The sequence below is a fragment of the Kitasatospora sp. NPDC058162 genome, assembly GCF_042884005.1.
Taxonomy (GTDB): Bacteria; Actinomycetota; Actinomycetes; order Streptomycetales; family Streptomycetaceae; genus Kitasatospora.
The window spans coordinates 158,864-181,284 of sequence record NZ_JBHVUS010000016.1 but is presented as its reverse complement, the minus strand read 5'-3'; the positions used below and the strand labels follow the sequence as shown (position 1 = coordinate 181,284).

The 22,421-nt window shown below is 76.0% G+C and carries 17 protein-coding genes; 3 read left to right on the top strand and 14 right to left on the bottom strand.

The annotated features are described in order from the left end of the window. Nucleotides 1–63: 63 nt before the first annotated feature. The 6 genes from ACFVXG_RS26750 to ACFVXG_RS26725 form a co-directional block, all read right to left on the bottom strand. Nucleotides 64–1,842, bottom strand: coding sequence for a non-ribosomal peptide synthetase (locus tag ACFVXG_RS26750; protein ID WP_387930967.1), 1,779 nt, complete (start codon nt 1,840–1,842; stop codon nt 64–66). After that, nucleotides 1,842–2,021 carry an acyl-CoA dehydrogenase family protein gene (locus ACFVXG_RS26745; protein WP_387930966.1) on the bottom strand — a complete coding sequence of 60 codons (180 nt, stop codon included), beginning with the start codon at nt 2,019–2,021 and terminating at the stop codon, nt 1,842–1,844. The genes ACFVXG_RS26750 and ACFVXG_RS26745 overlap by 1 nt, the downstream gene beginning before the upstream one ends. After that, nucleotides 2,011–5,097, bottom strand: a complete 3,087-nt coding sequence (locus ACFVXG_RS26740) for an amino acid adenylation domain-containing protein (protein WP_387930965.1) — start codon at nt 5,095–5,097, stop codon at nt 2,011–2,013. The genes ACFVXG_RS26745 and ACFVXG_RS26740 overlap by 11 nt, the downstream gene beginning before the upstream one ends. Before the next feature lie 203 nt (nt 5,098–5,300). After that, complete coding sequence (locus tag ACFVXG_RS26735; protein ID WP_387930964.1) at nt 5,301–6,626, bottom strand: non-ribosomal peptide synthetase; 1,326 nt, start codon at nt 6,624–6,626, stop codon at nt 5,301–5,303. 50 nt (nt 6,627–6,676) lie between these two features. Then, on the bottom strand, nt 6,677–8,002 hold the full coding sequence (locus tag ACFVXG_RS26730; RefSeq protein ID WP_387930963.1) for an MFS transporter: 1,326 nt from the start codon (nt 8,000–8,002) through the stop codon (nt 6,677–6,679). 382 nt (nt 8,003–8,384) lie between these two features. Continuing rightward, nucleotides 8,385–9,467, bottom strand: coding sequence for a PP2C family protein-serine/threonine phosphatase (locus ACFVXG_RS26725; RefSeq protein WP_387930962.1), 1,083 nt, complete (start codon nt 9,465–9,467; stop codon nt 8,385–8,387). Between the two features lie 412 nt (nt 9,468–9,879). Between ACFVXG_RS26725 and ACFVXG_RS26720 the strand changes: the two genes are divergently transcribed. Continuing rightward, a complete protein-coding gene (locus tag ACFVXG_RS26720; RefSeq protein ID WP_387930961.1) occupies nt 9,880–10,332 on the top strand; it encodes a peptidoglycan-binding protein in 453 nt (150 codons plus the stop codon). Nucleotides 10,333–10,506: 174 nt separating this feature from the next. Here the strand turns inward: ACFVXG_RS26720 and ACFVXG_RS26715 are convergent, their stop codons facing one another. Beyond that, nucleotides 10,507–11,169, bottom strand: a complete 663-nt coding sequence (locus ACFVXG_RS26715; protein ID WP_387930960.1) for a maleylpyruvate isomerase family mycothiol-dependent enzyme — start codon at nt 11,167–11,169, stop codon at nt 10,507–10,509. A 71-nt stretch (nt 11,170–11,240) separates the two neighbouring features. On the opposite strand from ACFVXG_RS26715, the gene ACFVXG_RS26710 reads away from it, so the two are divergent. After that, nucleotides 11,241–12,182 (top strand): LysR family transcriptional regulator, encoded by a 942-nt coding sequence (locus ACFVXG_RS26710; RefSeq protein WP_387930959.1) that lies wholly within the window; start codon nt 11,241–11,243, stop codon nt 12,180–12,182. An 18-nt stretch (nt 12,183–12,200) separates the two neighbouring features. Here the strand turns inward: ACFVXG_RS26710 and ACFVXG_RS26705 are convergent, their stop codons facing one another. After that, the gene (locus ACFVXG_RS26705; RefSeq protein ID WP_387930958.1) at nt 12,201–13,349 is read right to left on the bottom strand and encodes an erythromycin esterase family protein; all 1,149 of its coding nucleotides are present in this window, start codon (nt 13,347–13,349) and stop codon (nt 12,201–12,203) included. A gap of 97 nt (nt 13,350–13,446) precedes the next feature. On the opposite strand from ACFVXG_RS26705, the gene ACFVXG_RS26700 reads away from it, so the two are divergent. After that, a complete protein-coding gene (locus ACFVXG_RS26700) occupies nt 13,447–14,169 on the top strand; it encodes a TioE family transcriptional regulator (RefSeq protein ID WP_387930957.1) in 723 nt (240 codons plus the stop codon). 44 nt (nt 14,170–14,213) lie between these two features. Here the strand turns inward: ACFVXG_RS26700 and ACFVXG_RS26695 are convergent, their stop codons facing one another. The 6 genes from ACFVXG_RS26695 to ACFVXG_RS26670 form a co-directional block, all read right to left on the bottom strand. Continuing rightward, nucleotides 14,214–15,200 carry a hypothetical protein gene (locus ACFVXG_RS26695; RefSeq protein WP_387930956.1) on the bottom strand — a complete coding sequence of 329 codons (987 nt, stop codon included), beginning with the start codon at nt 15,198–15,200 and terminating at the stop codon, nt 14,214–14,216. A 148-nt stretch (nt 15,201–15,348) separates the two neighbouring features. After that, nucleotides 15,349–18,453: a bpX6 domain-containing protein gene (locus ACFVXG_RS26690; RefSeq protein ID WP_387930955.1), complete on the bottom strand. Its 3,105-nt coding sequence runs from the start codon at nt 18,451–18,453 to the stop codon at nt 15,349–15,351. Next, nucleotides 18,453–20,180 carry a hypothetical protein gene (locus ACFVXG_RS26685; protein WP_387930954.1) on the bottom strand — a complete coding sequence of 576 codons (1,728 nt, stop codon included), beginning with the start codon at nt 20,178–20,180 and terminating at the stop codon, nt 18,453–18,455. The genes ACFVXG_RS26690 and ACFVXG_RS26685 overlap by 1 nt, the downstream gene beginning before the upstream one ends. Then, nucleotides 20,165–20,587: a DUF5959 family protein gene (locus tag ACFVXG_RS26680; RefSeq protein ID WP_387930953.1), complete on the bottom strand. Its 423-nt coding sequence runs from the start codon at nt 20,585–20,587 to the stop codon at nt 20,165–20,167. Before ACFVXG_RS26680 ends, ACFVXG_RS26685 begins: the two co-directional genes overlap by 16 nt. A 34-nt stretch (nt 20,588–20,621) precedes the next feature. After that, nucleotides 20,622–21,059 carry a hypothetical protein gene (locus tag ACFVXG_RS26675; RefSeq protein WP_387930952.1) on the bottom strand — a complete coding sequence of 146 codons (438 nt, stop codon included), beginning with the start codon at nt 21,057–21,059 and terminating at the stop codon, nt 20,622–20,624. After that, entirely contained in the window at nt 21,056–22,267 is a 1,212-nt protein-coding gene (locus ACFVXG_RS26670; RefSeq protein ID WP_387930951.1) for an AAA family ATPase, read from the bottom strand. Before ACFVXG_RS26670 ends, ACFVXG_RS26675 begins: the two co-directional genes overlap by 4 nt. Between the last annotated feature and the right edge of the window lie 154 nt (nt 22,268–22,421).

Here is a 22,421-nt window from a genome sequence, read left to right as displayed (position 1 = left end):
CGGGCCGTACGCGGTCCCGGCTCCCCAGGGGCGGGCCCCGACCCCCGAAGGCCGGACGGGCCCTCAGGCGAGGGCCGCGGTGGGAATCCGCTCCTCGATGAGCCGGGCGACCGCCCGCAGGTCGGGCTGGCGCAGCAGCAGGGGGGCGCGCAGCCGTACGCCGTACTCCCCCTCCAGGGACTCCAGCAGTCTGGCGGCGGCGAGCGAGTTGCCGCCCGAGGCCAGGAAGTTGTCGCCCGGGCCGACGTCGGCGCGGCCGAGCAGCTCGCGGCAGAGCTTCAGCACGGTGCGCTCGACCGGGGTGTCGCCGTCCTCGCCGACGGCCGCCGGGACGGCCGGCTCGGCGGCGAGCAGTGCCGCGCGGTCCACCTTGCCGTTGGGGTCCAGCGGGAAGGTGTCGACCAGCCGGACGGTCGAGGGCACGGCCTGCTCGGGCAGCCAGGGCCGGACGGCGTCCAGCAGGCTCGCGGGCTCGGCGTCGGCGTCGGCCTGCACGAAGGCGAGCAGCCGGACGCCGCCGGTGGCCGCCGTCTCGGCGGCGACCACGGCCCGGCGCACCCGGGCGTCGCGCTCGAAGGCGGCCTCGACCTCGGCGGGTTCGATCCGCACCCCGCTGACCTTGACCTGGTCGTCCAGCCGGCCGTGGAACTCCAGCACGCCGTCGGCCCGCATCACGACCCGGTCGCCGGTGCGGTAGACCCGGTCGATGCCGTCCACGCCGGGCGGCACCTCGACGAAGCGGCGGGCGGTCAGCTCGGGGTCGAGGTACCCGGCGGCCAGGCCGCGGCCGCCGATCCGCAGCTCGCCGGCCGTCCCCCTGGGCACCGGGCGGCCCTGCTCGTCGGTGACCAGCAGGACGGCGCCGGGGATCGGCAGGCCGATCGGCGGCGCGCCGGCGCCGTGGTCGCCGCCGGGGGCCATGGTGTGCACGGTGGTGGCGACGGTCGCCTCGGCGGGGCCGTAGGCGTTGTGGACGGTCGCGGTGACGTCCGGTCCTGGGGCGAGGCGCAGCCGGTCGCCGCCGACCACCAGGTGGCGCAGGGCCAGCCCGGCGGGCCAGGGCCGGTTGAGGATCGGCTCGGCCAGCGGGGTGGGCAGCAGGCCGGTGGTGATGCCGGCCGCGCGCCACCAGTCGGTGAGCGCGCCGGAGTCCCAGCGGACGCTCTCCGGGGCGACGACGAGCGCGGCGCCGGAGGTGAGGGTGGCCCACAGCTCCATCACGTGCGGGTCGAAGGCGACGCCGACCAGCAGGCTGTGCCGCGCGCCGGGGCCGAGGTCGGTCAGCTCGCGGTACCAGTGCAGCAGCGCGCCGAGCGCCGGTTCGGTGACGGCGACGGCCTTGGGGGTGCCGGTGGAGCCGGAGGTGAGCACGGCGTAGTGGGTGCCGACCGGCACGCTCACCTGCTCGCCGGGCGTCAGGGCGGCCAGCACGCCAGCGGTGGGCAGGTCCAGTTCGAGCCGCTCGCCGCCGGGCGGCAGCACGGCGTCCTCGCCGATCAGACAGGCCGGGCGCAGCTGCGCGGCGACGGCCTGCAGCCGCTTCTCGCCGGGGCGCGGGCCGAGCGGCAGGTGGACGGCGCCGAGCTTGGCTATCGCGAGGGTGACGGCGACCAGCGCCGCCGAGTGGCCGAGGCAGACGCCGACCAGGTCGCCCGCGCCGACCTTGCCGCGCAGCGACTCCGCCACGGTCTCGGCGAGGCGGTCGAGTTCGGCATAGCCGAGGGTGCGGTCGCCGTCGATCAGGGCGGGCGCCTGCGGGGTGCGGTGCGCCCAGGTGGTGAACAGGTCGAGGACCGCGCCGTCCTGGTGCGGGCGGCCGTAGCCGATGCTCAGGGATTCCATCATCGTCTCCAAATACGTACGAGAAACCGTCGGTTCAGGCCCATGGAGCGGGCGATGATCACCTTCTGGACCTCGGAGGTCCCTTCGATGATCGTGGTCATCCGGACGTAGCGGTACAGGAATTCCAAGGGGTGGCCGCGCGTCCAGCCGGTGGCGCCGTGGGCACGGTCATGCGGCACCGCCGGTGAGCACGCGGGCCTGGTCGGCCAGCACGGCGTGGCGGAACAGGGTGCGCAGCGGCGGGCGGCTGCCCAGGTGCGGCTCCAGGAAGGCGGCGAGCTGGGCGGCGAGCAGCGAGTGGCCGCCGACCTCGAAGAAGTGCGAGTCCGCGGTGAAGCGGTCGTGGCCGAGCACCTCGCGCCAGGCGGTGGCGATCAGCTCCTGGCCGGGGTCGGCGAAGGCGCTGGGCGCGCTCTCCCGCTCCTCCGGGGCCTCCTCGACCAGCAGGGCGAGGGCGGCGCGGTCGGGCTTGCCGCCGGGCAGGGTGGGCATCGCGGCGACGGCCGTCCAGGTGGCGGGGACGAGTCCGCCGGGCAGTCGGCGGGCGAGCGCGTCGTGCAGGGCGGCCTGGTCGGGGCGCTCGGCGCCCTCCAGGAAGCCGACCAGGCGGGGGCCGGTCTGCGGGTCGTGGTGCAGCAGCACCGCGCAGGAGCGGCCGCCGAGTTCGGCGGAGGCGGCGGCCTCGATCTCCTCCAGCTCGATCCGGTGGCCGCGCAGCTTGACCTGGTTGTCGGCGCGGCCGAGGAACCGCAGTCGTCCCTCGGTGTCGCGGTAGCCGCGGTCGCCGGTGCGGTAGACCCGGGCGCCGTCGAGCCCGGGGACGGTGGTGAACCGGGCCGCGGTGGGCTCCGGCAGGCCGACGTAGCCTTCGGCCAGCAGCCCGCCGCTGACGGCGAGTTCGCCGACGCAGCCGTACGGGAGCGGGCGCAGCGTCTCGTCCAGGACGTGCAGGCGCACGCCGTCGAGTTCGGTGCCGAGCGGGATCTCGCCGTCCTCGGCGACGTCCTCGGCGGTGACCTGGTGGACGGTGGAGGTGACGGTGGCCTCGGTGACGCCGTAGGCGTTGAGCACCGTGGTGGCCTCGGTCAGACCGGCCAGGGCCCGGGCGGGCAGCCGCTCGCCGCCGAGGACGAGCAGGCGCGGCGTCCAGCGGCCGTCGCGCAGCGCCTCGCGCAGGTCCTCGCGGACGGCGAGCAGGTAGCTGGTGGGCAGGTTGGCGACGGTGACGCCGCGGGCGGCGAGCACGGCGACCAGTTCGGGCCCGGTGGGCACCTCGCGCTGCGGGACGACCAGGGCGGCGCCGGCCGCGAGGGCGGGCAGCACCTCCTCCAGCGACACGTCGAAGGACGGCCGGGCGAACAGCAGCACCCGGTCGTCGGCGGTGAGTTGGTAGCGGGCGGCGATCGCGGCGACGTACCCGGCGAGGGCCTCGCGGCCGACCAGGACGGGCTTGGGCACGCCGGTGGAGCCGGAGGTGTGGATGATGTACGCGCCGCCCTCCAGGACGGCGGCGGGCTCGGCCTTCGGGAAGGCGGGGCCGTCCAGCAGCGCGGGGGTGACGCCCTCGGCGGGCAGCGCGAGCGCGCTCTGCCGGGTGGCGAGGACGAGCGCGGGGGCGAGCCGCTCCAGCAGCAGGCCGAGCCGGGCGGCCGGGTCCTCGGTGGACAGCGGCGCGTGGACGGCGCCCAGGCGCAGACACGCCAGCAGGGCGACCACGCTGTCCAGGCCGCGCGGCAGCACGGCGGCCACCGGCTGGCCGGCGGTGACCCCGGCGGCGCGCATCCGGTCGACCAGCTCGCCGACGCGGCGGTCCAGTTCGCCGTAGCTGACCCGCTCGGAGCCGGCCAGCAGGGCGAGCGCCGTCGGGTCGTGGGCGGCGGCCGGGTCGAGCCCGAGCGGGACGACCGGGGCGGCCGGCTCGGCGGCGGGCGCGGGGGCCAGTTCGGCGAGCACCGTCTCCGGGTCGTCGAGGTAGCGGCGCAGCAGCTCCAGCAGGCGCTCGGAGAGCAGCACGGCCCTGGCCTCGCCGAACTGGTCGGCGTCGTAGTCCCAGATCAGGGTCATCCCGGCGGCGCCGTGCTTCTCGCCGACCACCCGGCGGTCGTCGGGCAGCAGCACCAGGTCCAGGTCGAAGCGGGTGGTGCCGGTGTTGAAGCCCTCGTACAGCGAGACGTCGAGGCCGGGCGCCTGGACGTCGGGCAGCGCGGCGTCGTGGGCGCTGAACATCACGTTGAACAGCGGGTTGTCGGCGCCGCCGGTGTGCAGCCCGAGCCGGCGGGTCAACTCCTGTACCGGCAGGTCCTGGTAGGGCAGGGCGCGGAGCAGGACGTCGGTGACCTCGTCCACCGCCTCGGTGCCGGAGGCGGCCGGGTCGAGCCGCAGGCGCAGCGGCACGGTGTTGACGAACATGCCGACGGTGCCCTCGTAGCCTGTGGGGCGGTTGCCGACGGCAGTGCCGACGGTCATCTCGCGGTGGCCGCTGTGCCGGCGCAGCAGTTCGGCGAACAGGGCGAGCAGGGTGCTGAACGGGGTGTGGCCGTCGGCCTTGCTGCGCTCGCGCAGCCGCTCGGCGAGGTCGGCGCCGATCGACTGGCGCAGCTGCCCGCCGCGGTGGCGGCGCTCGACGCCGGGGTGGGCCAGCCCGGGCAGGGTGACCTCGCGCGGGGCGTCGGCCAGCTCCTTGGTCCAGAAGGCGAGGGCGCGCTCGCGGGCCTGCGGGTCGGCCTCGGTGCGGGCGTGCCGCTCGTACGACGGCGCGGTGGCCAGCTCGTAGGACTCGCCGAGGACGTGGGCGCGGTAGACGGTGAACAGGTCGCGCAGGAAGATCGCGAAGGAGTGGCCGTCGTGGACGAGGTGGTGCTCGACGTGGATCAGCCGGTGGTGGTCGTCGGCGAGCCGGACCAGGTGCCAGCGCAGCAGCGGCGCCCGCTCGGTGTCCAGCGGCTCCTCGGCCTCGGCGGCGAGCAGGGTGCGGAACACGGCCTCCGGGTCCGCCTCGGCGGCGAAGTCGCTGTGCCGCAGCTCCGGCCGGCAGTCCTCGGCGACCCGCTGGCCCGGGAGGCCCTCCGGTCGGGCCACCAACTCCAGCCGCAGGCCGGGGTGCTGGGCCAGGACGGCGGTGAGCCCGGCGTGCAGGGCGTCCCGGTCGAGGGTTCCCCACAGGTCGAGGACCCCGGTGAAGTTGTAGGCGCGGCTGCCGGGCTGCATCTGCTCGTGCAGCCAGACGATCTCCTGCGAGGGAGAGAGTGCGAACATGGAGGATTCCCTTGTGTGGTGGGCGTGTCGGCACTGCGGTGGCCGGGCGCGGGCGTGGGGTCGTCCCGGTGCGGCCGGTAGGGGCCGGGCCGCACCGGGGTGGGGGCGCGGCCCGGGGTCCTGGGGAGGATGGTGTCCTTGGGGAGGATGGGGTCTGAGGGGCCGGGGCGTCCAGAGGTGACGGCGCGGCACGGCCGGATCGGCTAGAGGTGACGGCGCAGCACGGCGAGCAGGTCGGCGAACGCAGCCTCGGCCTCGGCGGCCGGGAAGCGCTCGTCGTCCCAGGCCAGGCGCACCGTCAACTCCTCGCCGTGGGAGGCGGAGACGGCCATCGGCGCGGCGAGCGGACGCCCGGCGAGCTGGACCTCCCGGCCGGGGACGCCGCCGAGCACCAGCGGCGGGCGGCGTTGCAGGTCCTCGAAGGTGAGCATCGCGTCCAGCCCGCCCGACCAGGGCGATCCGGCCGCGCGGGCGGCCCGGACCACCTCGTCGAAGGGGGTCCCGGCGTGGTCGAGGTCGTCCCACCAGTCGTCGCAGAGCGCCTCCAGGTCGGCGGCGGGTTGCGTCGGGACGGCGTGCACCAGGGTGTTGAGGAAGCAGCCGAGCGCGGCGGGCGCGCCGGGCGGGCGACCGCCCCACGGGTAGCCGAGCGCGAGCGGGCCGTCTGCCCGCGAGCCGTCTGTGAGCTGGCCGTCCGCGCGGTGCAGCCGCTGAGCGGCGGCGCCGACGGCGTCCAGCAGGGCGGGGAAGATCGCGCCGCGGGCGCTGCCCCCGACGGCGGGCAGCCGCTCGACGAGCATGCCGGCGGTCCGCGCGGCGCCGCCGCCCGCCCCGGTCAGGCCGCCGAGCCGGCGCCCCCAGTGGGCCTGGGCGGCCGGGCCGGCGGCGGCCTCCTCGGCGGCCAGCTGGAGTTCGACGGCCTCCCGGAAGTCGGCGACGGCCTGCGGGTCGGGGCCCGTCGCCGGGCTCCGGTCGTCCCGCCGGTAGGCCTCGGTGAGTTCGCCGACGAGCACCCCGAGCGACTGCTCGTCGCAGGCCGCGTGGTCCAGCGCGAGGGCGAGCAGGTCCTCACCGCCGTCCGAGCCGCTGTCCGGACCGCTGTCCGGGCAGCCGTCCGACTGCCGGGCCACCAGCAGGCGCAGTGCGGGCCCGTCGAGGGGCCAGTCCAGCATGGCTTCGCGCAGCGCCTGGCGGGCGTCCGCGCCGGGGGCGACGTCGAGCCGGGCGACCTCGACCGAGGGGCCGCCGGTACGCAGCACCGGGGTGCCGCGCACGGTGCCGAAGGCGCCGCACAGGGCCGGGTGGCCGGCCGCGACGGTGGTGGCGGCGCGGCCCAGGCGGTCCAGGTCGAGGGCGCCGGCCGGGTAGGCGAAGAACAGCGGGGCGATGTCGGAGCGGGTCAGCGGCGCGAGCCGGCGGGTGATCAGGAACCGCCGTTGGGCGCCGGTCAGCGGGAGCAGTTCCACCGGGGAGTCGGCGGCGGCGGAGCGGTACCGGGCGAGGTAGGCGGCGGTGATGCTGGCGTGCACGGAACGGTCTCCGGTTTCCGGTGTCGGCTCGGTCGGTCGGGTCAGGGGGGTCAGGGGGTTGGGCTCGCGGCGGGTTGCTGGGAGCCCTCGTCGTGGGCGTCCCCGCCGTCCGCGGCCCCGGCTTCGGCCGGTGCCGTGGGCAGCTCGCGCATCCGCCGCAGCGGTGACAGCAGCAGCGGCACCGGCACCAGCAGGAAGCCCGCCGCGCACAGCCACAGCGCGGCGCGCGGGCCGGCCCAGTCGGCGACGGCCCCGCCGCCGAGGGCGCCGATCGGCAGGGTGCCCCAGACCAGGAAGCGCATGGTGGCGTTCATCCGCCCGAGCAGCTCGGGCGGGCAGACGCTCTGCCGGAAGCTCACCTGGGCGACGTTGTAGGCGACCGCGCCGAACAGCACCACGCCCGAGCCGAGGCCGAACAGCACGGCGCCCGCGCCGCCGCCGGAGAGCGGCCAGAGCAGCGCGAACGGCGCGCTCACCACGGTGGCCAGCCAGATCAGCCGGGCCTGCCCGACCCAGCGGGACAGCTGTCCCGCGCACAGCGCGCCCGCCAGCCCGCCGACGGCGGAGGCCGACAGCAGGCCGCCGATGGCCCCGGGCGAGAGGTCGAGCACCCGGACCCAGAAGACGGTCTGAACGGCCATCAGCACGGCGGCGAACAGGTTGGACACGGCGGTGGCGGTGGCGATCGCCCGTAGCAGCGGGTGTCCGAGCACGAAGCGCACGCCCTCGGCCACCTCGGCGCGCAGCGAGCGCCCGGGCTCCGGCTCCGGCCGCTCCTCCTCGACCCGGATCCGGCTGAGCAGCAGGGCCGAGGCGAGGTAGCCGCAGGCGTCGGCCACGATGGCGAGCGGGGCGCCGAGCAACTGGACCAGCCCGCCGCCCAGGCCCGGCCCGGCGATCTGCGCCGAGGACCGTACGGTCTCCAACGCGCCGTTCCCGGCGACCAGTTGCTCGCGCGGCAGGACGGCCGGCAGGAAGGACTGGTGGGCCACGTCGAAGAAGACCGTGGCGACCCCGGTGACCAGCGCGACCACGTAGAGCTGCGGCATGGTCAGCACTCCGAACGCCGCCGCCGGCGGGATCGAGCCGACCGCGACGCAGCGCACCAGGTCGGCACGGATCAGCACCGGGAGCTTGCGCATCCGGTCCAGCCAGGCACCGGCCGGCAGGCCGACCAGCAGGAAGGCCGCAGTCTCGGCGGCGGTGAGCAGGCCGACCTCGAACGGGGTGGCGTCCAGCACCAGCACCGCCACCAACGGCAGGGCGACCAGGGTGACCTGACTGCCCGTCTGGGCCGCCGCGGCTCCGGTCAGCAGGAGCCGGAAGTCGCGGTGGCCGAACAGACGGGCCTGGCGGGGGTGAGGCTTCTCGTTCATCGATGCGACTCTCGGTCACACATTCGACACCGGGCAAGCACCTGGTCCCTTTCCGGACGATCCACGGCTCGGCCGGATCCCGCCAGCGCGGCGACCGGCCCTCGCGCCTCCCTTACGAGCCCTTATGCCCCGGCGCCGATCGGGCGCGGGCCCGTCGCGGCCCGTCGGCCCAGGGCTCCGCGGCCCACCGGGGTGTCCGGGACGGCTCGCGACCAGGGGGTCCATTTAGCCGTCCGATATCCGGACACCGGCTTTCCGGCCACCGGCCCGCGCCGCTCAACTTGGCCGGAATCCATGGAGGAGGCACCTTCCGTAACCCCACCGTGATATCGGCGTAACCGTCCGGAGCCGTGGCCTGCCGCCCCCGGGCGAACCCGACCCCCTACAGCCGGGTCACCGCCAGCACCGCCATGTCGTCGTCCCGCGGCCCGCCCGTCCACCGGGCCACGTCCGCCACCAGCGCCGCCACCACCTGCCCCGCCCCGGCGAACGGACCGAGCGGGGCCAGCCCGCGCACCGGGTCGTAGAACTCCCCCGCCGCGTCCCGCGCCTCGGTGACCCCGTCGGTCACCAGCAGCAGCGTGCACCCCGGCGGGAAGGGCCTGGTCTCCACCTCCGGGCGCGCCACCCCCAAGGCGCCCATCCCGAGCGGCAGCCCCGGGTCGGCCGCGTCCCACCGGCTCACCCCGGCCTCCGCGCCGCCCAGCAGGTACGGCCCTGGGTGGCCGCAGTCCAGGGTCCGGGCGACGGCCTCCCCGGGCGGGAACTCCACCAGCAGCGCGGTGATGAACCCCTCCAGCCGCAGCTCCTCGCCCAGCCCGGCGCTCTCCCGGGCCAGCGTGCGCTCCAGGGCGTCCGCGAGCGCGGCGAGGTCCGGCTCCCGGTGGGCATCCTCCCGGAACGCCCCCAGCAGCACCGACACCGCCCCCACCGCGTGCAGCCCCTTGCCGCGCACGTCCGCGATCAGCACCCGCACCCCGTACGGGGTGGCCTGCAGCGCGTACGCGTCCCCGCCGATCAGCGCCTCGTCCTGGGCCGCCCGGTAGCAGGCCGCGACCTCCAGCCCCGCCACCCGCCCCGGCGGCTCCGGCAGCACCGCCCGCTGGGCGGCCTCCGCCACCGACCGCACCCGCTCCAACCGGCGCCCGTGCCGGGCCACCACCCGGTTCACCGCGATCCCGAGCAGCGCGGCGAAAGCGGTGTTCACCAGCTCCAGGTAGCCGTCCTGGGTCCCGATCGACCCGTCCCGCCCGGAGAGCACCAGGATCCCGGTGATGTTCGCCAGCGCCACCGCGACGGTGTCGCGCAGCGACAGCAGCGCCCCGGACAGCACGGCGGCGGCCGCCAGCATCGGGTCGCCCCAGTAGTCGGCCGGGTCCAGCGAGTTCCACACCAGGCCGCCGACGACCAGCAACCACGGCGCCAGCCGCACGTACGGCGGCCACTGCACGGACCTCGAGGCCATCGGCTACCCGGCTTCCGTCTCACCTGCACCCGCTGCACCCGCGCGCCCGTACGCCGAGCGGGGGGGGTTCCTCCGATCGTAGGCACGGAGGGCGCCGGGGCGCGCGAGGTGACGGGAGCCGTGGCCGACGGCAGGTTTTCAGCCACGCCCACACGTCCGGCCCGGCCCCTTGCGACCCGGATCCGGCGCCCGGCCACGAACGACCGCCCAGGTCCGACGCCCTGCCCGCACCGTTCGCCACCGAGCCGACGCCCGTCGACGGCTTCGGGTTCCGGCCTCCGCGGTCGGCCGGCGATGGCACAGTACCGGCCATCCGGCATGGTTCGGTTCGTGGGCGACGCCGCCTCCATGAGAAGGTGACGGTGTCCAGACAAGTCACCCGCTTCGCGGGTGCCGTGGAAGGGGGCATCACATGCGCTCGAACGTCCTGGTGAAGGCGGTCGTCAGTGCCACGGCCGTGGCGTGCATCGCCGTCGGCGGCCTCGCCGGTGCCGGTACCGCCGTCGCGGCGACGCCGGTCGGCGTCCAGCAGGCGGCGGGATCCGGGCTCACCGCGCAGGCGGCGGTGGTCAACCTCGGGCTGAGCACCTCGCAGGCCGCCAAGCTCCAGGTCCCGCTCAAGCAGTTCTGGGGCTACACGGGCGCCCTCGACGGCCAGCTCGGCACCGGCAGCTGGCAGGCGATGCAGCGGTTCCTGCACGCGGACTGGGGCTACACCGACGCCATCGACGGCATCGTCGGGTCCCACACGGTGGAGGCGCTGCAGCGCTGGCTGAAGAGCAACTGGGGCTACACCGGGGCCATCGACGGCATCGCCGGGGCGGGGACCCAGGCCGCGTTCGCGCGGTACTGCGACTCGCTCTGACCCCGGGCATCGCCCCAGTGTCCGACGCCGTCACGTCCGGCCCCGTGCCTCTGCCGGACGAGCACCCCTGACGGCGTCCCGGACACGGGACCGGACGGGCCGGAGTCACCGGCCGGTCCGGTCCCGTCCCGTTCCCCCCACAAGTCCTGGCACGAGTCCCGGCGCCGTGAGTCGTCAGCGGTCGTCCCCGCGGGCGGTGAAGCGCTCCGCGCCCCCGCCGGTCAGCAGTCCGGCCGGCAGCCGCCGCCCGTACGCCACCAGCAGCAGGTGCTCCGCCCGGCCCTCCACCAGCAGCGGCCCCGCCCCGTACGACCAGCCGGTGTCCGTCGCGCGCAGCCGTATACCGTCCAGCCGGGCGCCGAAGAAGCGCAGGCTGCGCGGCGAGACCCGGCCCAGCAGGGCGGTGGACCGGGGCAGCGGCAGGCGCGGGGGCAGGCCGAGGGCGACGGTGATGTCGAGACCGTGGACGGCGTCGTGGGCCAGGGCGGCGATCCGGCCGCCGACCGGGGGCCGCCAGGGGTGCTCGGCGTGCTCGGCCAGGGCGGCGGCGAGCCGGTCCGTGGTGAGGGCGGCGGCGTCGCGGCGGGCGACCCGGTCGGCCATCCGGTGGACGTTGCCGCCAGCGCGGGCGAGTTCCCGCAGGGTCCGGAGGGTGGAGTGCCGGAAACCGGTGCTCATGTGGGCGGCCACCTCGCGGACCCGCCAACCCCCGCACAGCGAGGGCGCGTTCCACTGCTCGGTCGTGAGGCCGGCCAGCAGCCCGGCGAGCTCCCGCCGCTCCGCCGCGACCTGCTCGCGGATCCATTCGACGCCGTGGTCCTGCTGCGCGCTGTTCATTCCCCCAGCCTGCGGCGGGAGTTGGCCGCACGTCCAAGACCGGCTTGTTCTGCCACCTATGATCATTCGTTATGGAACTCCGGCAGCTCCAGTACTTCGTCACCGTCGCCCGGCACGGCAGCTTCACCCGCGCCGCCGAGCTGCTGCACCTGAGCCAGCCCGGAGTGAGCGCCCAGATCCGGCAGCTGGAGCGGGAGTTGGGCCACCGGCTGCTGGACCGCTCGGGCCGTACGGTACGGCTGACCAGGGTCGGTGAGGCGGTGCTGCCGCACGCGCGGGCCGCGCTCGCCGCCGCGGCGGCGGCCCGGCGGACGGCGCAGGAGTTCGACGGCCTGCGGCGCGGGCGGGTGCGGCTCGGCATGGTCGCGGGCGCGGCGCTCACCCCGCCGCCCGCCGTGGGCACCTTCCCGGGGCTCGCCACCACGCTCGCCGCTTTCCGCCAGGAGCACCCCGGCATCGACTTCGCGCTCGCCGAGGACACCACCGCCGGGATGCTCGGCGCCCTACGCGAGGGGCGGTTGGACCTCGCCGTGATCGGCCTGCCCGCCGCCGCGAGCGGACGGGTGGACGACGACGGCTGGACGGCGCTCGCGGGGCTCGCCCTGCACCCCGTGCTGGAGGTCCCGCTGGTCGCGCTCTGCCCCGCGGACCACCCGCTCGCCGCTGGCGACGGCCCGCTGCCGGTTGCCGCGCTCGCCGGGCACGCCCTGGTGAGCACGCCGCGCGGCACCGGTCTGCGGACGGCCCTGGAGCGTGCCCTGACCGAGGCGGGGGCGGACCCGACCGTGGCCGTCGAGGCCGCCGCGCCGCCCCAGCTGGCCGAACTCGCCGCGCACGGACTGGGCGTGGCCGTGCTGCCGGACCAGGAGCCCGCCCCCGGGCTGGTCGTCCGGCCGCTGGCCGACCCCGTCCCCCGGGTGCGGATCGCCCTGGTCTGGCCGAGCGGGCGGCGGCCGGCGCCGCCGACCGCCGCCCTGGTGGCCCACCTGCGGGCCGCCTACCCGGGCCCGTGACCAGCCGTTACCCGGTCGCTACCCGGCCGCCGCCGTGCCGTCGCCGATGTGCAGCAGCGCGGCCGCGCCGTCGAGGGTCTCCGGGTCGAGCGGGAAGTAGCCCTGGCGCGGGGTGGTGTCGGTGCGGGTGCGGGCCGTGCCCGAGACCGGCGGGGCGGTCAGCTGCCAGCCCCCGGGGCCGGTTGGGAGCCGCTCCTCGTACGTCCCGGCCGGCGGCTCGCCGAGGCCGATCGCCTCGCTGCGCCCCAGGCTGCCCGCGACGAAGGCGTAGCGCTCGCCCAGCAGCGAGCCGACGATGTGGCCGGCGCCGTTCCAGCCGCAGTCCAGCTCGCCCTGTGACCAGGCGCTGGGGTTGCGCTGGAGGTGCCGGTTGTGGGCGAACACCAGGGTCGGCCCGCGCCGGGCCTCGACGGCGCGGATCTCGAGCAGGTTCTGCGCCATCAGCGAGTCGCGCATCCTGATCAGGCCGGAGATCCGGGGGCCCGGCTCCAGGCCGAGGATCGCCGACTGGGCGTGGTAGCGCAGCAGTCCGAGCCCGGCCCGCAGCTGCGTCCCGGCCCGGAGCCAGTCGGCGTGCGAGCTCACCGCGATCAAGTCGGGCGCCCGTTGGTGGAGTTGGTTGAGCAGGTCGTCGGCGGTGCGGCGCAGCCGTACCGCCTCGGGGGTGGCGCCGGGCGACTGGGCGGCGTCCAGGATCGCCGCCTCGCGTTCCCAGCGCTCGTCCTCGCCGGTCAGCGCGGCGAGGTCGAGGTCGAGCCCGAGGTAGTCACGGACGTGTTCGAGGTAGCGGCGCGGGCTTGCGGCGGTGGTGTTCTCGGTCGGGATGTCGAAGCCGTGGCAGGCCAGTTGGTCGCCGGGTTCCCGGTCGCGGTTGAACTCGCGCATCCAGGCGACGAGTTCGCGGTTCGCCCGGTGGGCACCGAAGCCGTGGGTGAAGCCTTCGGCCAGCACCGCGTCCAGGGTGCCGGTGCCGCGGCGGACGTGGTCGTCCACGGCGAGCGCGGCCACCCGGTCGGTCTCCAGGGCGATCGAGCGGAAGCCCTGGTCCACGAGCTGGGCGAACAGTCGGTTGCGGACCAGCCCGAAGGCCGGTTCCTGGTGGGTGGGCTCGCCGAGCGCCAGCAGTTCGCAGGAGGGGGTGAGGAAGTCTCTGATGTCCTGACTCATGAACCTCAAGCGTATCCTTGAAAGAACGGTTGAGACTTTTGGAGTCTCAGCCCGGTATTTCCTGGTAAAAGTCTCAAACCGGAGGACACAGACCGCCGTGCGCCCCGCCGACCTCGCCCGCGAGCACGGCATCTCGACCCAGGCCGTGCGCAACTACGAGCGCGACGGCTTCCTCCCACCCGCCGAACGCACCCCCACCGGGTACCGGGTCTACACCGAGCGGCACGCCGTCGCCCTGCGTGCCTTCCTCGCCCTCGCCCCGGCGTTCGGGCACGCGACCGCGGGCCTGGTGATGTCCGCCGTCAACGCCGGCCGTCCGGACGAGGCCCTGACGGCGCTCGACCGGGGCCACGCCCAGCTGCTGCGCGACCGGGAGACCCTCGCCACCGTCCGCCGGGCGGTCGACCACCTCACCTCCGAACAGGCAACCGACCGGGCCGGCACCGGCCGCTCCCTCCCCGGCCCGCTCAGCATCGGCGAACTCGCCCACCGGCTCGGCCTCACCCCCGCCACCCTGCGCACCTGGGAGACGGCCGGCATCCTCACCCCGGCCCGCGACCGCCCCGGCGGACACCGCCACTACCGCCCCGAGGACGTCCGCGACGCCGAACTGGCCCACCTGCTCCGGCGCGGCGGCCACCCGCTGGCCCACATCGCCACCGTGGTCCGGCAGATCCGCACGGCAGGCGGCACGGACGGCCTGACCGAGGCCCTCGACGACTGGCAGCAACGCCTCACCACCCGAGGCCGCGCGATGCTCACCGCAGCGGCCCGGCTGGACGCCTACCTGTCCCCGCTCTTCGGCGTGCAGGACGGGTGAGGCCCCCGCCCGGACGGCGGTTTCTAGGGGGCCTCACGCACTTGTCACTGTGCCGTACGACCCGGGATGAAATGACCGGCCAACCCGCGCGCGGCAACGAAATCGCTGAAACAGTCGGCGTGTTGGGCCAACCCTCGCTGCCGGAGGCGGTCGACGAGTGTGCGGGCGAAGGCGTCCTCGTCAGCGCCGCGAGCGTCGGCGGCGCTCCGCCATGCGCCGACCGCCTCGGCATCGAATGCCTCCGGTCGCCCTTCCACAGTGCGGGTCTGCCACAACGCCTGCGCCCAGATCAGTCCGCGTTGCTGCACAGCGTAAGAACGTTGCCGCGCACTGCCGTGTGGCTGAAGGTCGGGCAGGTCACGTGCGTGATCGCCGCGGTCCAGCCAGAACGGGTCGAACCCCCAGGCTCGCGCTCGGACGGCGTTCATGCCCATCCGGGGCGAGTTCATGAAACTGCACGTCAAATAGATGGCGAGCGCACCCTCGATGGTGTCCAGACCATCGCCCGGCTCATAGGTCGCGGCGTTGGACAGAAGGGCGACGTGGGCGAATTCATGCAACGCCCAGCCCGGGCTGTTCGCCAGCCTCGGATCGACACTGATCTTGTCCGCGAACGGATCGTAGATCGCCGGACGGCCTTTCGGTACGTGCCCGAGATCCACCTCAGGCATTTCATCGGCGACGCTCAGCCCGATGCGCTCGAGGTGCTGGGAGAAGTCGGTGATCGCCCGTCCGATCCTGCCGATCACGTGATCGCTTGCGCCGTATATGAACGCGTGCTCCACCTCGGCCACTTTCTTCTCGACCTCTACGAGTCGCTCGCGATACTGGGCCTTCACTCCTCCGGGAAGCTCGATACTTGTGAAGATCGGGCCCAGCCAGGGAAGAACCGCGATCCCCACCAGGGCAAGCGTCACCGCATCGATCGCCGCACCGGGCGACAGGAGGTGTGCCAGCGCGAGTCCGATGGCGGCGAGGGTGACGCTCGAACCCGCGAGCACGAACGGCCATCGATGCTCGTCATCACGCATGGCTGCGCCTCTTCACCGGAATGGTCCAGGTCCAACGTCACCCTCCACTCTGGCGCCGCCCGAGCGCCGATGCACCTTGACCCGGACCGGCGGCCCGCGGCGCTCCGGGGAGGTCGGGCAGATCGGTGCTCGGGAGGCGGCGCCATCGTCAACCGGCCGTGACCCGCAGGTTGGCCAGCAACTCCGTGCCGTCCGTGCGCACCGCGAGCACCCGACCGGTGCGGTGCCAGCAGGTCACCGCACCGGCGTGTGCGCGCAGCCGGACCGAGGGGTCAGTCGTCGCGCCGGGCAGTACGGCGGTGAAGGCGGCCCCGGAGGCGCCTCCGACGGTGGTCCGCAGGCCGTACTCGGACCGTTCGGTGAACGCCCAGTGGGCGCCGTCGGCGCTGAGCACCACCGGCGGGCCGGTGACCGTCCGTTCCGCGCTCACCCGGCCGGTCCAGCTGAGCAGGTTCGTCCCGGGGGCTTCGCCCCGCCGGGCGAGCAGCAGCCGTCCGTCGGCGAGCGTCACCCGGTCGTCGGCGTCGTCGTCCAGGTCGACCGCCGTGCGGGCGCGCAGCTCCCAGCCGGGCTGGTCCCAGCGCCACAGTTCGGTGAGCTCGGCGGTGTGGCCTCCGGCCCGGGTGTGGACGACCACCGCGCAGCTGGCCGGGGTGCGCGCGATTCGGCCCAAGGCCCGCTGGTCGCCGCCGAGTTCGCGGTGGACGACGGTCGGGCGGGCGGCGCGCGTGTCGAGCACGGTGAGGCCGTCCTCGTCGACGGTGAGCAGGTGGCGGCCGTCGTAGGAGGAGGCGATCCCGCGCACCCGCAGGGCCGTCCAGCGCTCGACCCGGCGGGTGGCCAGGTCGAGCCGGAACAGTTCGCGGACCGTCCCGTAGCGGGCGACCAGCAGTGCGGTGCCGCCGTGGTCGGCGACGACCAGCTGCTCGGCGGGCACGTCCCAGCGGGCGCGGGGCCGGCCGTCCGGGCCGAGCAGCCGCACGCCGGCGTGGCCGCAGGCCACCAGCAGCAGGCCGGAGTCCAGCCGGGCCGCGTCCAGGACGGGCAGCGTGCCGGGGCGGTCGGCGGCGGTGACGGTGAGCGGCCCACTCCGGCCGGGCCCGGTGCGCCGGGGCTTCGGCAGGTCGGCGGCGACCAGCGGGTCGGCGCGCTTCAACAGCCGGGTGTGGACGGTGCTTCCGGAGCGTACGCCCGGGTGGCCGGACAGTCCGCCGGTGCGGACCAGGGAGCGTACGGCGAGGGTGGCGAGCTCGCGGTCGACGGCCGGGTCGGCGCACCGCAGCCCGGCGAGGGCCGCGACGGCGGCGGCGCGCTCGGCGGCAGTCGCCTCAGCCGCGTCGAGCACGGCCCGGACGGGCTCCGCCGCGTCCTCGCCGAGCGCGAGCAGGTGGACCAGCGCCCGCCCGCGGGCCGCGCCGCCGAGTTCGGCGGCCTCCCGCAGGTCCGGCAGCACGCCCGGGCGCAGCGTCTCGTCCGGCCAGGCGGCCTCGACCGCGCCCAGCCGGTCGCCCGCGCGGCGCCGGTGGTCCACCCAGGCGGCGCGCAGCTCGCGGGCGGCCGCCGGGTCGGTCGCGGTGAGCCGCTCGACGGCGGTGGCGAAGGCGCCACGCCGGTGGGCGATCCGCACCGCCCGCTCCCGGTTCCCGGCCCGCCAGTGGAGCCGCACCACCAGTTCCGCGGCCAGGCCCCGCCCTTCGGCGAGTTCGGCGGCCTGGGCGGTGCGGCCGTGCCGGTCCAGCAAGGCGACGGCCTCGGCGGGAGCGGCCAGCAGGTCGGCGAGCACGTACGCGGCCTCGTCGATCCGCCCGTCGCGTTCCAGGGCCTCGGCGGCCTCCCCGTAGAGGCCGGTCAGGTAGTCGTGGACGGTCGGCCCGCTGAGCGGCAGCGCCGTCGGAATCCCGCCGCGGTCCTGCGGGCTGGGCCGCAGGGCGCCGGCGAAGCGGTCGGGCAGGCGCAGGGTCAGCAGGCCCTGCCCCGGGCGGCCGTCGGCGCCGCCGGACAGCCGGACGGCGTCGCGCAGGGCATCCTCCCACTGGCGCTGGCGGAAGGAGCGGGAGAGCTGCCGCAGGTAGCGGGTGTGGCGTTGCCGGAGGAGCGGTGCGGCGGGGCTGCGCAGGGCGAGCCGGGCCAGCCACTGGCCGCGCGGGCGCCGGGGCGGGCGCCGCCGGGCGGAGCGGCTGCCCGCGGCCCCGCCGGTGCCGGAGGCCGTAGCAGAACCGGAGCCGGAGCCCGTGCTTCCAGGGGCTCCGCGGCCCACCTTGCCCACGGTCGGCGCCTTGCCCTCCTGGGCCGCACGGATGCGGTCCGCGAGGAACGGGATCCTCGGCAGCACGGCCAGGGTCGCGCCGCACGCGCCGAGCAGCGTCAGCAGCAGCCCGCGGCCGTCGAGGCCGTCGACCGCCAGGCCGGTGACGCCGCCCAGCAGGCAGATGAGGGAGCAGAGGAAGAGGGACCACCACTCCCGCCGCCCCACCGACCGCGTCGCCGCCGTACCGGCGGAGGCCCCGACGGGCGGGCGGACCCGCCCGGCCCGGGCCGCCGTCCGCCGCATCCGCCGCTCCATCCGGGCCCGGGCGTACGGCAGGAGGAACGCCAGCCCGACGCTCAGGCCGACGGCCGCCGGGAGGACCACGGTCACCCGGGAGACCCCCTCCAGGCAGACCAACGGCAGGTACAGCACGAGGAACACGAAGGCCCCGACGGCCAGGAGTTCCCAGGACGGGCGCACTCCCGCCGCGCCCCGCGCGGGCCCGCCCAGCAGCCGCCCGGCCCGTCGGCTGCGCCCAGGGATACCGGCGGCGGCCCGCAGGTCCACGGCTGCCGGGCGCGGCAGGTCGGTCTCGACCGGTTCGGCGTCGACGGGGGCGCCGACCGGCCCGAGCCGGTGGAGGGTGAGCCCGCTCAGGTCCAGCCAGTCCGAGGGCTCCACGGCCCGCAGCTCAGCGATGACATGACGCCCCGTCAGGCCACCGGAGGTGACGACGAGTTCACCGGCCGCACCGGTCTGCCCCGCACCCGCCACCAGCGCCCCGCCGACGGAGTGCAGCGGCGCGCCAGGCGCCCGGTCGACCCGGGTCCGCACCGGCTCGGGCAGCCTCAACAGCCAGCGCCCGTCGGGCACTTCGGCCAGCAGGGCGCCGTCCTGCCAGTGCGCGAGCGCGCGTTCGGCCGCCTCGGCGGCACCGATCAGCGGCACGTCGAGGAGGAACCCGGCCGCGTCGACCACGGGGCTGCTGGTCGGGGAACTGCGCATCAGTCGGTACTCCTGATCACGGCGTGGGTGCGCCCGTCGACCGCGCTCGCGACCACCACCCGGCCCGGGCGGGGTTCAGCGGCGATCAGCGGCACCCGGGGATGGACAGCGGGCACGATCCGGCCACCGGACAGCGCCGTGAACGTCCGGACACCATCAGCCCGAACGGCACGCACCAACCCGGCAGCCGGGGTGCAGGTGATCAGAACGGGTTCGAGACCGTCCTCGACCAGCCCGATCACCTCAGCCTCCCCCTCCCCGAGCCGGACCCGGCGATGCTCACCCCTGGCCGAGCGGACCTCCCAGATCCGCCCGTCCTCCGACCAGCCGACAGCGCCGCCGCCGTGCACCAGGTGCGGTGCCGCGGCTGCCTCGGCGGGCAACGGGACGGGCGACAGCCGGGGTTCCCGCGCGGGCCGGAACGGTCGCCCGTCCTCGGTGGAGACCACCGGCCCGTCGGTGCTCACCAGGCCTCCGGGCTGGATCCGGCGCCACTGACCGGCCACCGGCAGCACCAGGTCGTCACCCTCGCGCAGCAGTGGCAGCACGGGCGCGGCCATCAGCTCGGCGAACTCCGCGGAACCGACCGGCGGCAGGTCGAGCGCCGCCGGCTTGACCCGGTAGCCGTCGGAGCCGCTCAACGCGCGGCCGCTCACGTACAGTTCCAGCCGGTCGTGCCGCACGTGCAACACCAGCAGCCGCCCGCTGTGGCGCCCGGCCGCGACCACCGGGCCGGGGAGCTGGTGGCGGCGCGGCCGGGCGGCTCCGTCCACGGCGCCCCTGGCCGACACGTCCAGGGCGATCAGCACGCCCGGCGTCCGCCCTCGGGTGAGCAGGGTGGCCGCGGCGGTGGTGAAGGCGGGCAACGCGCCTCCAATGGTGGGCAGTTGGGCCTCCAGCTGCGCCGTGGCGCGGAAGCCGCTGCCGCGCAGGGCCCGGACGGCGACCGCCGCCGGGGGCAGCGGCAGTTCGACGGCTGGTGCGCCGTCGACCCGGACCGTCACCCGTGCGACGCCCGCCGCGCTCCAGCCCGTCTCCTCGCACACCACCGTGCGCCGCCGGGCGGGCAGCCGGGCCGCCAGCCGGGGCGAGGTGAGCAGCCAGCACTGCGCGGCCGGGTCCAGCGCCCGCTCCGCGTTCCGGACGTCCTCCGGGTCGGGGTCGCTGTGCTGCCGGGTCTTGAGCCAGCGCGGCAGCAGTTCGGCGAGGTCGCCGCCGATCAGTCGTCCGGTCGGGTCGCCCAGGACGCCGACCAGCAGCTCGGTGCCCCGGGCGGCCGCCCGGCGGTGCAGGACGAGCAGCGCGGCCAGCTGGACCAGCCGCGCCGCGCCCGCCTGGGCCGGACCGGCGTCGACCAGGGCGACCACCTGGCCGCGGCTGGCGGTGTCGCGCAACTCGGTTTCCAGTTCCAGCAGTTCGCCCTCGCTCCAGCGGCGCAGGAACTCGTCGGGGAACTCCTCGGCGAGCAGCCACTCGGAGGGCAGCAGCCGCTCCGGCCGTCGACCGCGGGCCAGGCCGCCGTAGCCGTCCGGCTCGCCCTCGGCCCCGGTGACGGGCTCGCGCGCGCCGATCAACGCGTCCAGGCGGCGCAGCAACGGGCCGATTGCGGTGGCGAGTTCGGGGGTGAGCGCGGACAGCGTCCCGGCCCAGGGCGCGATTGCAGCGGCTGCCGTCACGTCCCGGCCGCTCGCCTCGCCCGCCCCGCGGCCGGTCACTGCGCCGACCATTCCCCACGCACCCGGGCCAGCCGCGCGCGCTGCTCCGCGACCCAGCCGTCCGCGAGGTCCACCGGGACGGCCATGGCCGTCCCGGAGCCCTGCACGTCCTCGACGGTGACCAGGGGCACGGCAAACCGGGTGCTGAACTCGACGTTGATCTCGGGGTTGCGCAGGTCGGTCATCCAGCACGCGTCCCGGCCGAGCGCCAGCTCGTCCAGGGCCGCCGCCCAGTCGTCCAGGTCGGCGGGCGAGAGGCGCAGCGGCAGCCCGCCGTTGCAGAAGGTGCTCGCCACCAGGACCTCGGCGTCGAGCTCCCCCGACTCGTCGCGGCGGCCCAGCACCCTGATGACGACGCTGTTCTCCCCGTCGGCCAGACGGAGCAGCTCCACCGGCTCAGCCGTCACCCCGTTGCTCACGCTTCCACTCCGTACCGCTCCAACGTTCTCGCCCTCACCGCTCACGCACGTACTCCGCCCGGCGCTCCGTCGCCCCCGGTCCCACCAGGCTGTCCAGACCCGCCGGATCGCAGCCCGTCACCGGCCGGTCCCCGACCAGTGCGTGACCGGGGACGAGGACGCACACCTGCCCGTCCGCCGCCCCGAGCGCCGCCCGCCACAGGGCCGCCGCGGGCAGCGGGCGGGCCGTGGTGGGCACCAGCACCCCGCCGTCGACACCCAGGTAGCGGGCGCCGTCGGCCCAGGGCAGGTCCCGCGCCTCACCCAGGACCAGCAGCGCCGTCCCGTCGGCCGCCACCGCGAGGCGGTGCCCGGCGGCCAGTCGGGACCGGGTCGCGGCCGCGAGGGCGGGGACGGCGTCCCCGAGGGCGAGGACGGCGACTGGCTCCAGCGGTGGTTCACGGCGCTCCCAGCGGAGCGGGGCACCGGTCACGAGGGGGCGACTACCGCGACTGCCGCGACCACCGCGACCAGCCCGGCGCGGACGTCGGCCAGCGGCGCCGGCAGGTCGGCCGGGTCGAAGCCGGCGTCGATCTCGCGCAGTACGGCCTCCAGCCGCAGCCGGGAGTCCTGACCGTCCGGCAGCCCGCCGCGTTCGGCGCGTTCAGCGCGTCCGCCGTGTTCGGCGAGCAGCGCGGCGCCGGTGCGCTGCAGGCGTTCGGCGCGGGCGGCGGTGCTGCGGGAGAGTTCCTCGGCGGTGTGCGCCAGGCTGCGGTTGGCGGCCTGGTCGATCAGGTCGGCGAGGGTCTCGCGGGCGAGCGCCTGGGTGTCGGCGGTGGGGGCGATCAGCGGGAGCACCCAGAGGTCGCGGGCGGAGGCGGCGGTGCGGCCGTCCAGGACGGCGGCCGCGGCGACCAGGTTCTGCGAGCGCACGGCCCGCCGGTCGCTGACCGGGACGCCCGCCGAGCGCAGCCGGCGCAGCGCGGTGGCCAGCAGCGGGGTGACGGCGTCGAGGTCGCAGCCGCGGGCGGCGGCGGTCAGCCGGTCGAGGGCGCCGAGCAGGTCGTCGGCGGCGACGGGCGCGGCCGGGCGGCGGCCGGACTCCAGGAGTTCCTCCAGGCGGGCGTCGGCGACGGGTTCGACGAAGACGCGGGCGAGGAAGCGGTCGGCGAAGGCCGCCAGGGCCGGGTCCTCGGGCAGGTGGTTGGCGGCGCCGACGCAGATCCGCAGCGGGCTGGCGAGCACAGTGCCGCCGCGGCGGAAGATCCGTTCGTTGAGCAGGCCGAGCAGGGTGTTCAGGACGGCGGTCGAGCCGAGGAAGACCTCGTCCAGGAAGGCGATCTCGGCTTCCGGCAGCATCCCGGCGGTCTCGAACTCGACCCGCCCCTCGCGGAGCCGGCGCAGGTCGACCGGGCCGAACAGTTCGTTGGGCTCGGTGAAGCGGCCGAGCAGGTACTCGAAGTACCGCCCGCCGAGCTGCGCCGCGACGCGCCGGACCGCCTCCGACTTGGCCGTCCCGGGCGCGCCGACCACCAGCAGGTGCTCCCCGGCGACGGCACACAGCACCACCGTCTCGGCCACCGCCTCCCGGCCGACCATGCCCCGCCCGGCAGCGGCCACGGCGGCGGCGACGAGCCCGGCGTCGGCAGTGGGCGCGATGGCGGGGACGGGTATCGGGGCGGCGGGGCTGGTCTCGGTCACGAGTACGAGAGTCTACGGCGCCCCCGCACGCCGCTCACCAGCGGGTTCCCGCCCGGACCGCCACACCTGCAAGGACGGCTGGAGCGAACTCGCCCCACACCCCGCCGAGGAGATCACGACCCACCGCACCGCCAAAAGGAAAGCCGGTGACTCC

Excerpts from the sequence above, each read along its gene's own strand:
- ACFVXG_RS26750 (WP_387930967.1), bottom strand. The coding sequence starts at position 1,842 with ATGGAATCCCTGAGCATCGGCTACGGCCGCCCGCACCAGGACGGCGCG.
- ACFVXG_RS26740 (WP_387930965.1), bottom strand. The coding sequence starts at position 5,097 with ATGTTCGCACTCTCTCCCTCGCAGGAGATCGTCTGGCTGCACGAGCAG.
- ACFVXG_RS26730 (WP_387930963.1), bottom strand. The coding sequence starts at position 8,002 with ATGAACGAGAAGCCTCACCCCCGCCAGGCCCGTCTGTTCGGCCACCGC.
- ACFVXG_RS26725 (WP_387930962.1), bottom strand. The coding sequence starts at position 9,467 with ATGGCCTCGAGGTCCGTGCAGTGGCCGCCGTACGTGCGGCTGGCGCCG.
- ACFVXG_RS26720 (WP_387930961.1), top strand. The coding sequence starts at position 9,880 with ATGCGCTCGAACGTCCTGGTGAAGGCGGTCGTCAGTGCCACGGCCGTG.
- ACFVXG_RS26715 (WP_387930960.1), bottom strand. The coding sequence starts at position 11,169 with ATGAACAGCGCGCAGCAGGACCACGGCGTCGAATGGATCCGCGAGCAG.
- ACFVXG_RS26710 (WP_387930959.1), top strand. The coding sequence starts at position 11,241 with ATGGAACTCCGGCAGCTCCAGTACTTCGTCACCGTCGCCCGGCACGGC.
- ACFVXG_RS26705 (WP_387930958.1), bottom strand. The coding sequence starts at position 13,349 with ATGAGTCAGGACATCAGAGACTTCCTCACCCCCTCCTGCGAACTGCTG.
- ACFVXG_RS26695 (WP_387930956.1), bottom strand. The coding sequence starts at position 15,200 with ATGCGTGATGACGAGCATCGATGGCCGTTCGTGCTCGCGGGTTCGAGC.
- ACFVXG_RS26690 (WP_387930955.1), bottom strand. The coding sequence starts at position 18,453 with ATGCGCAGTTCCCCGACCAGCAGCCCCGTGGTCGACGCGGCCGGGTTC.
- ACFVXG_RS26685 (WP_387930954.1), bottom strand. The coding sequence starts at position 20,180 with ATGGTCGGCGCAGTGACCGGCCGCGGGGCGGGCGAGGCGAGCGGCCGG.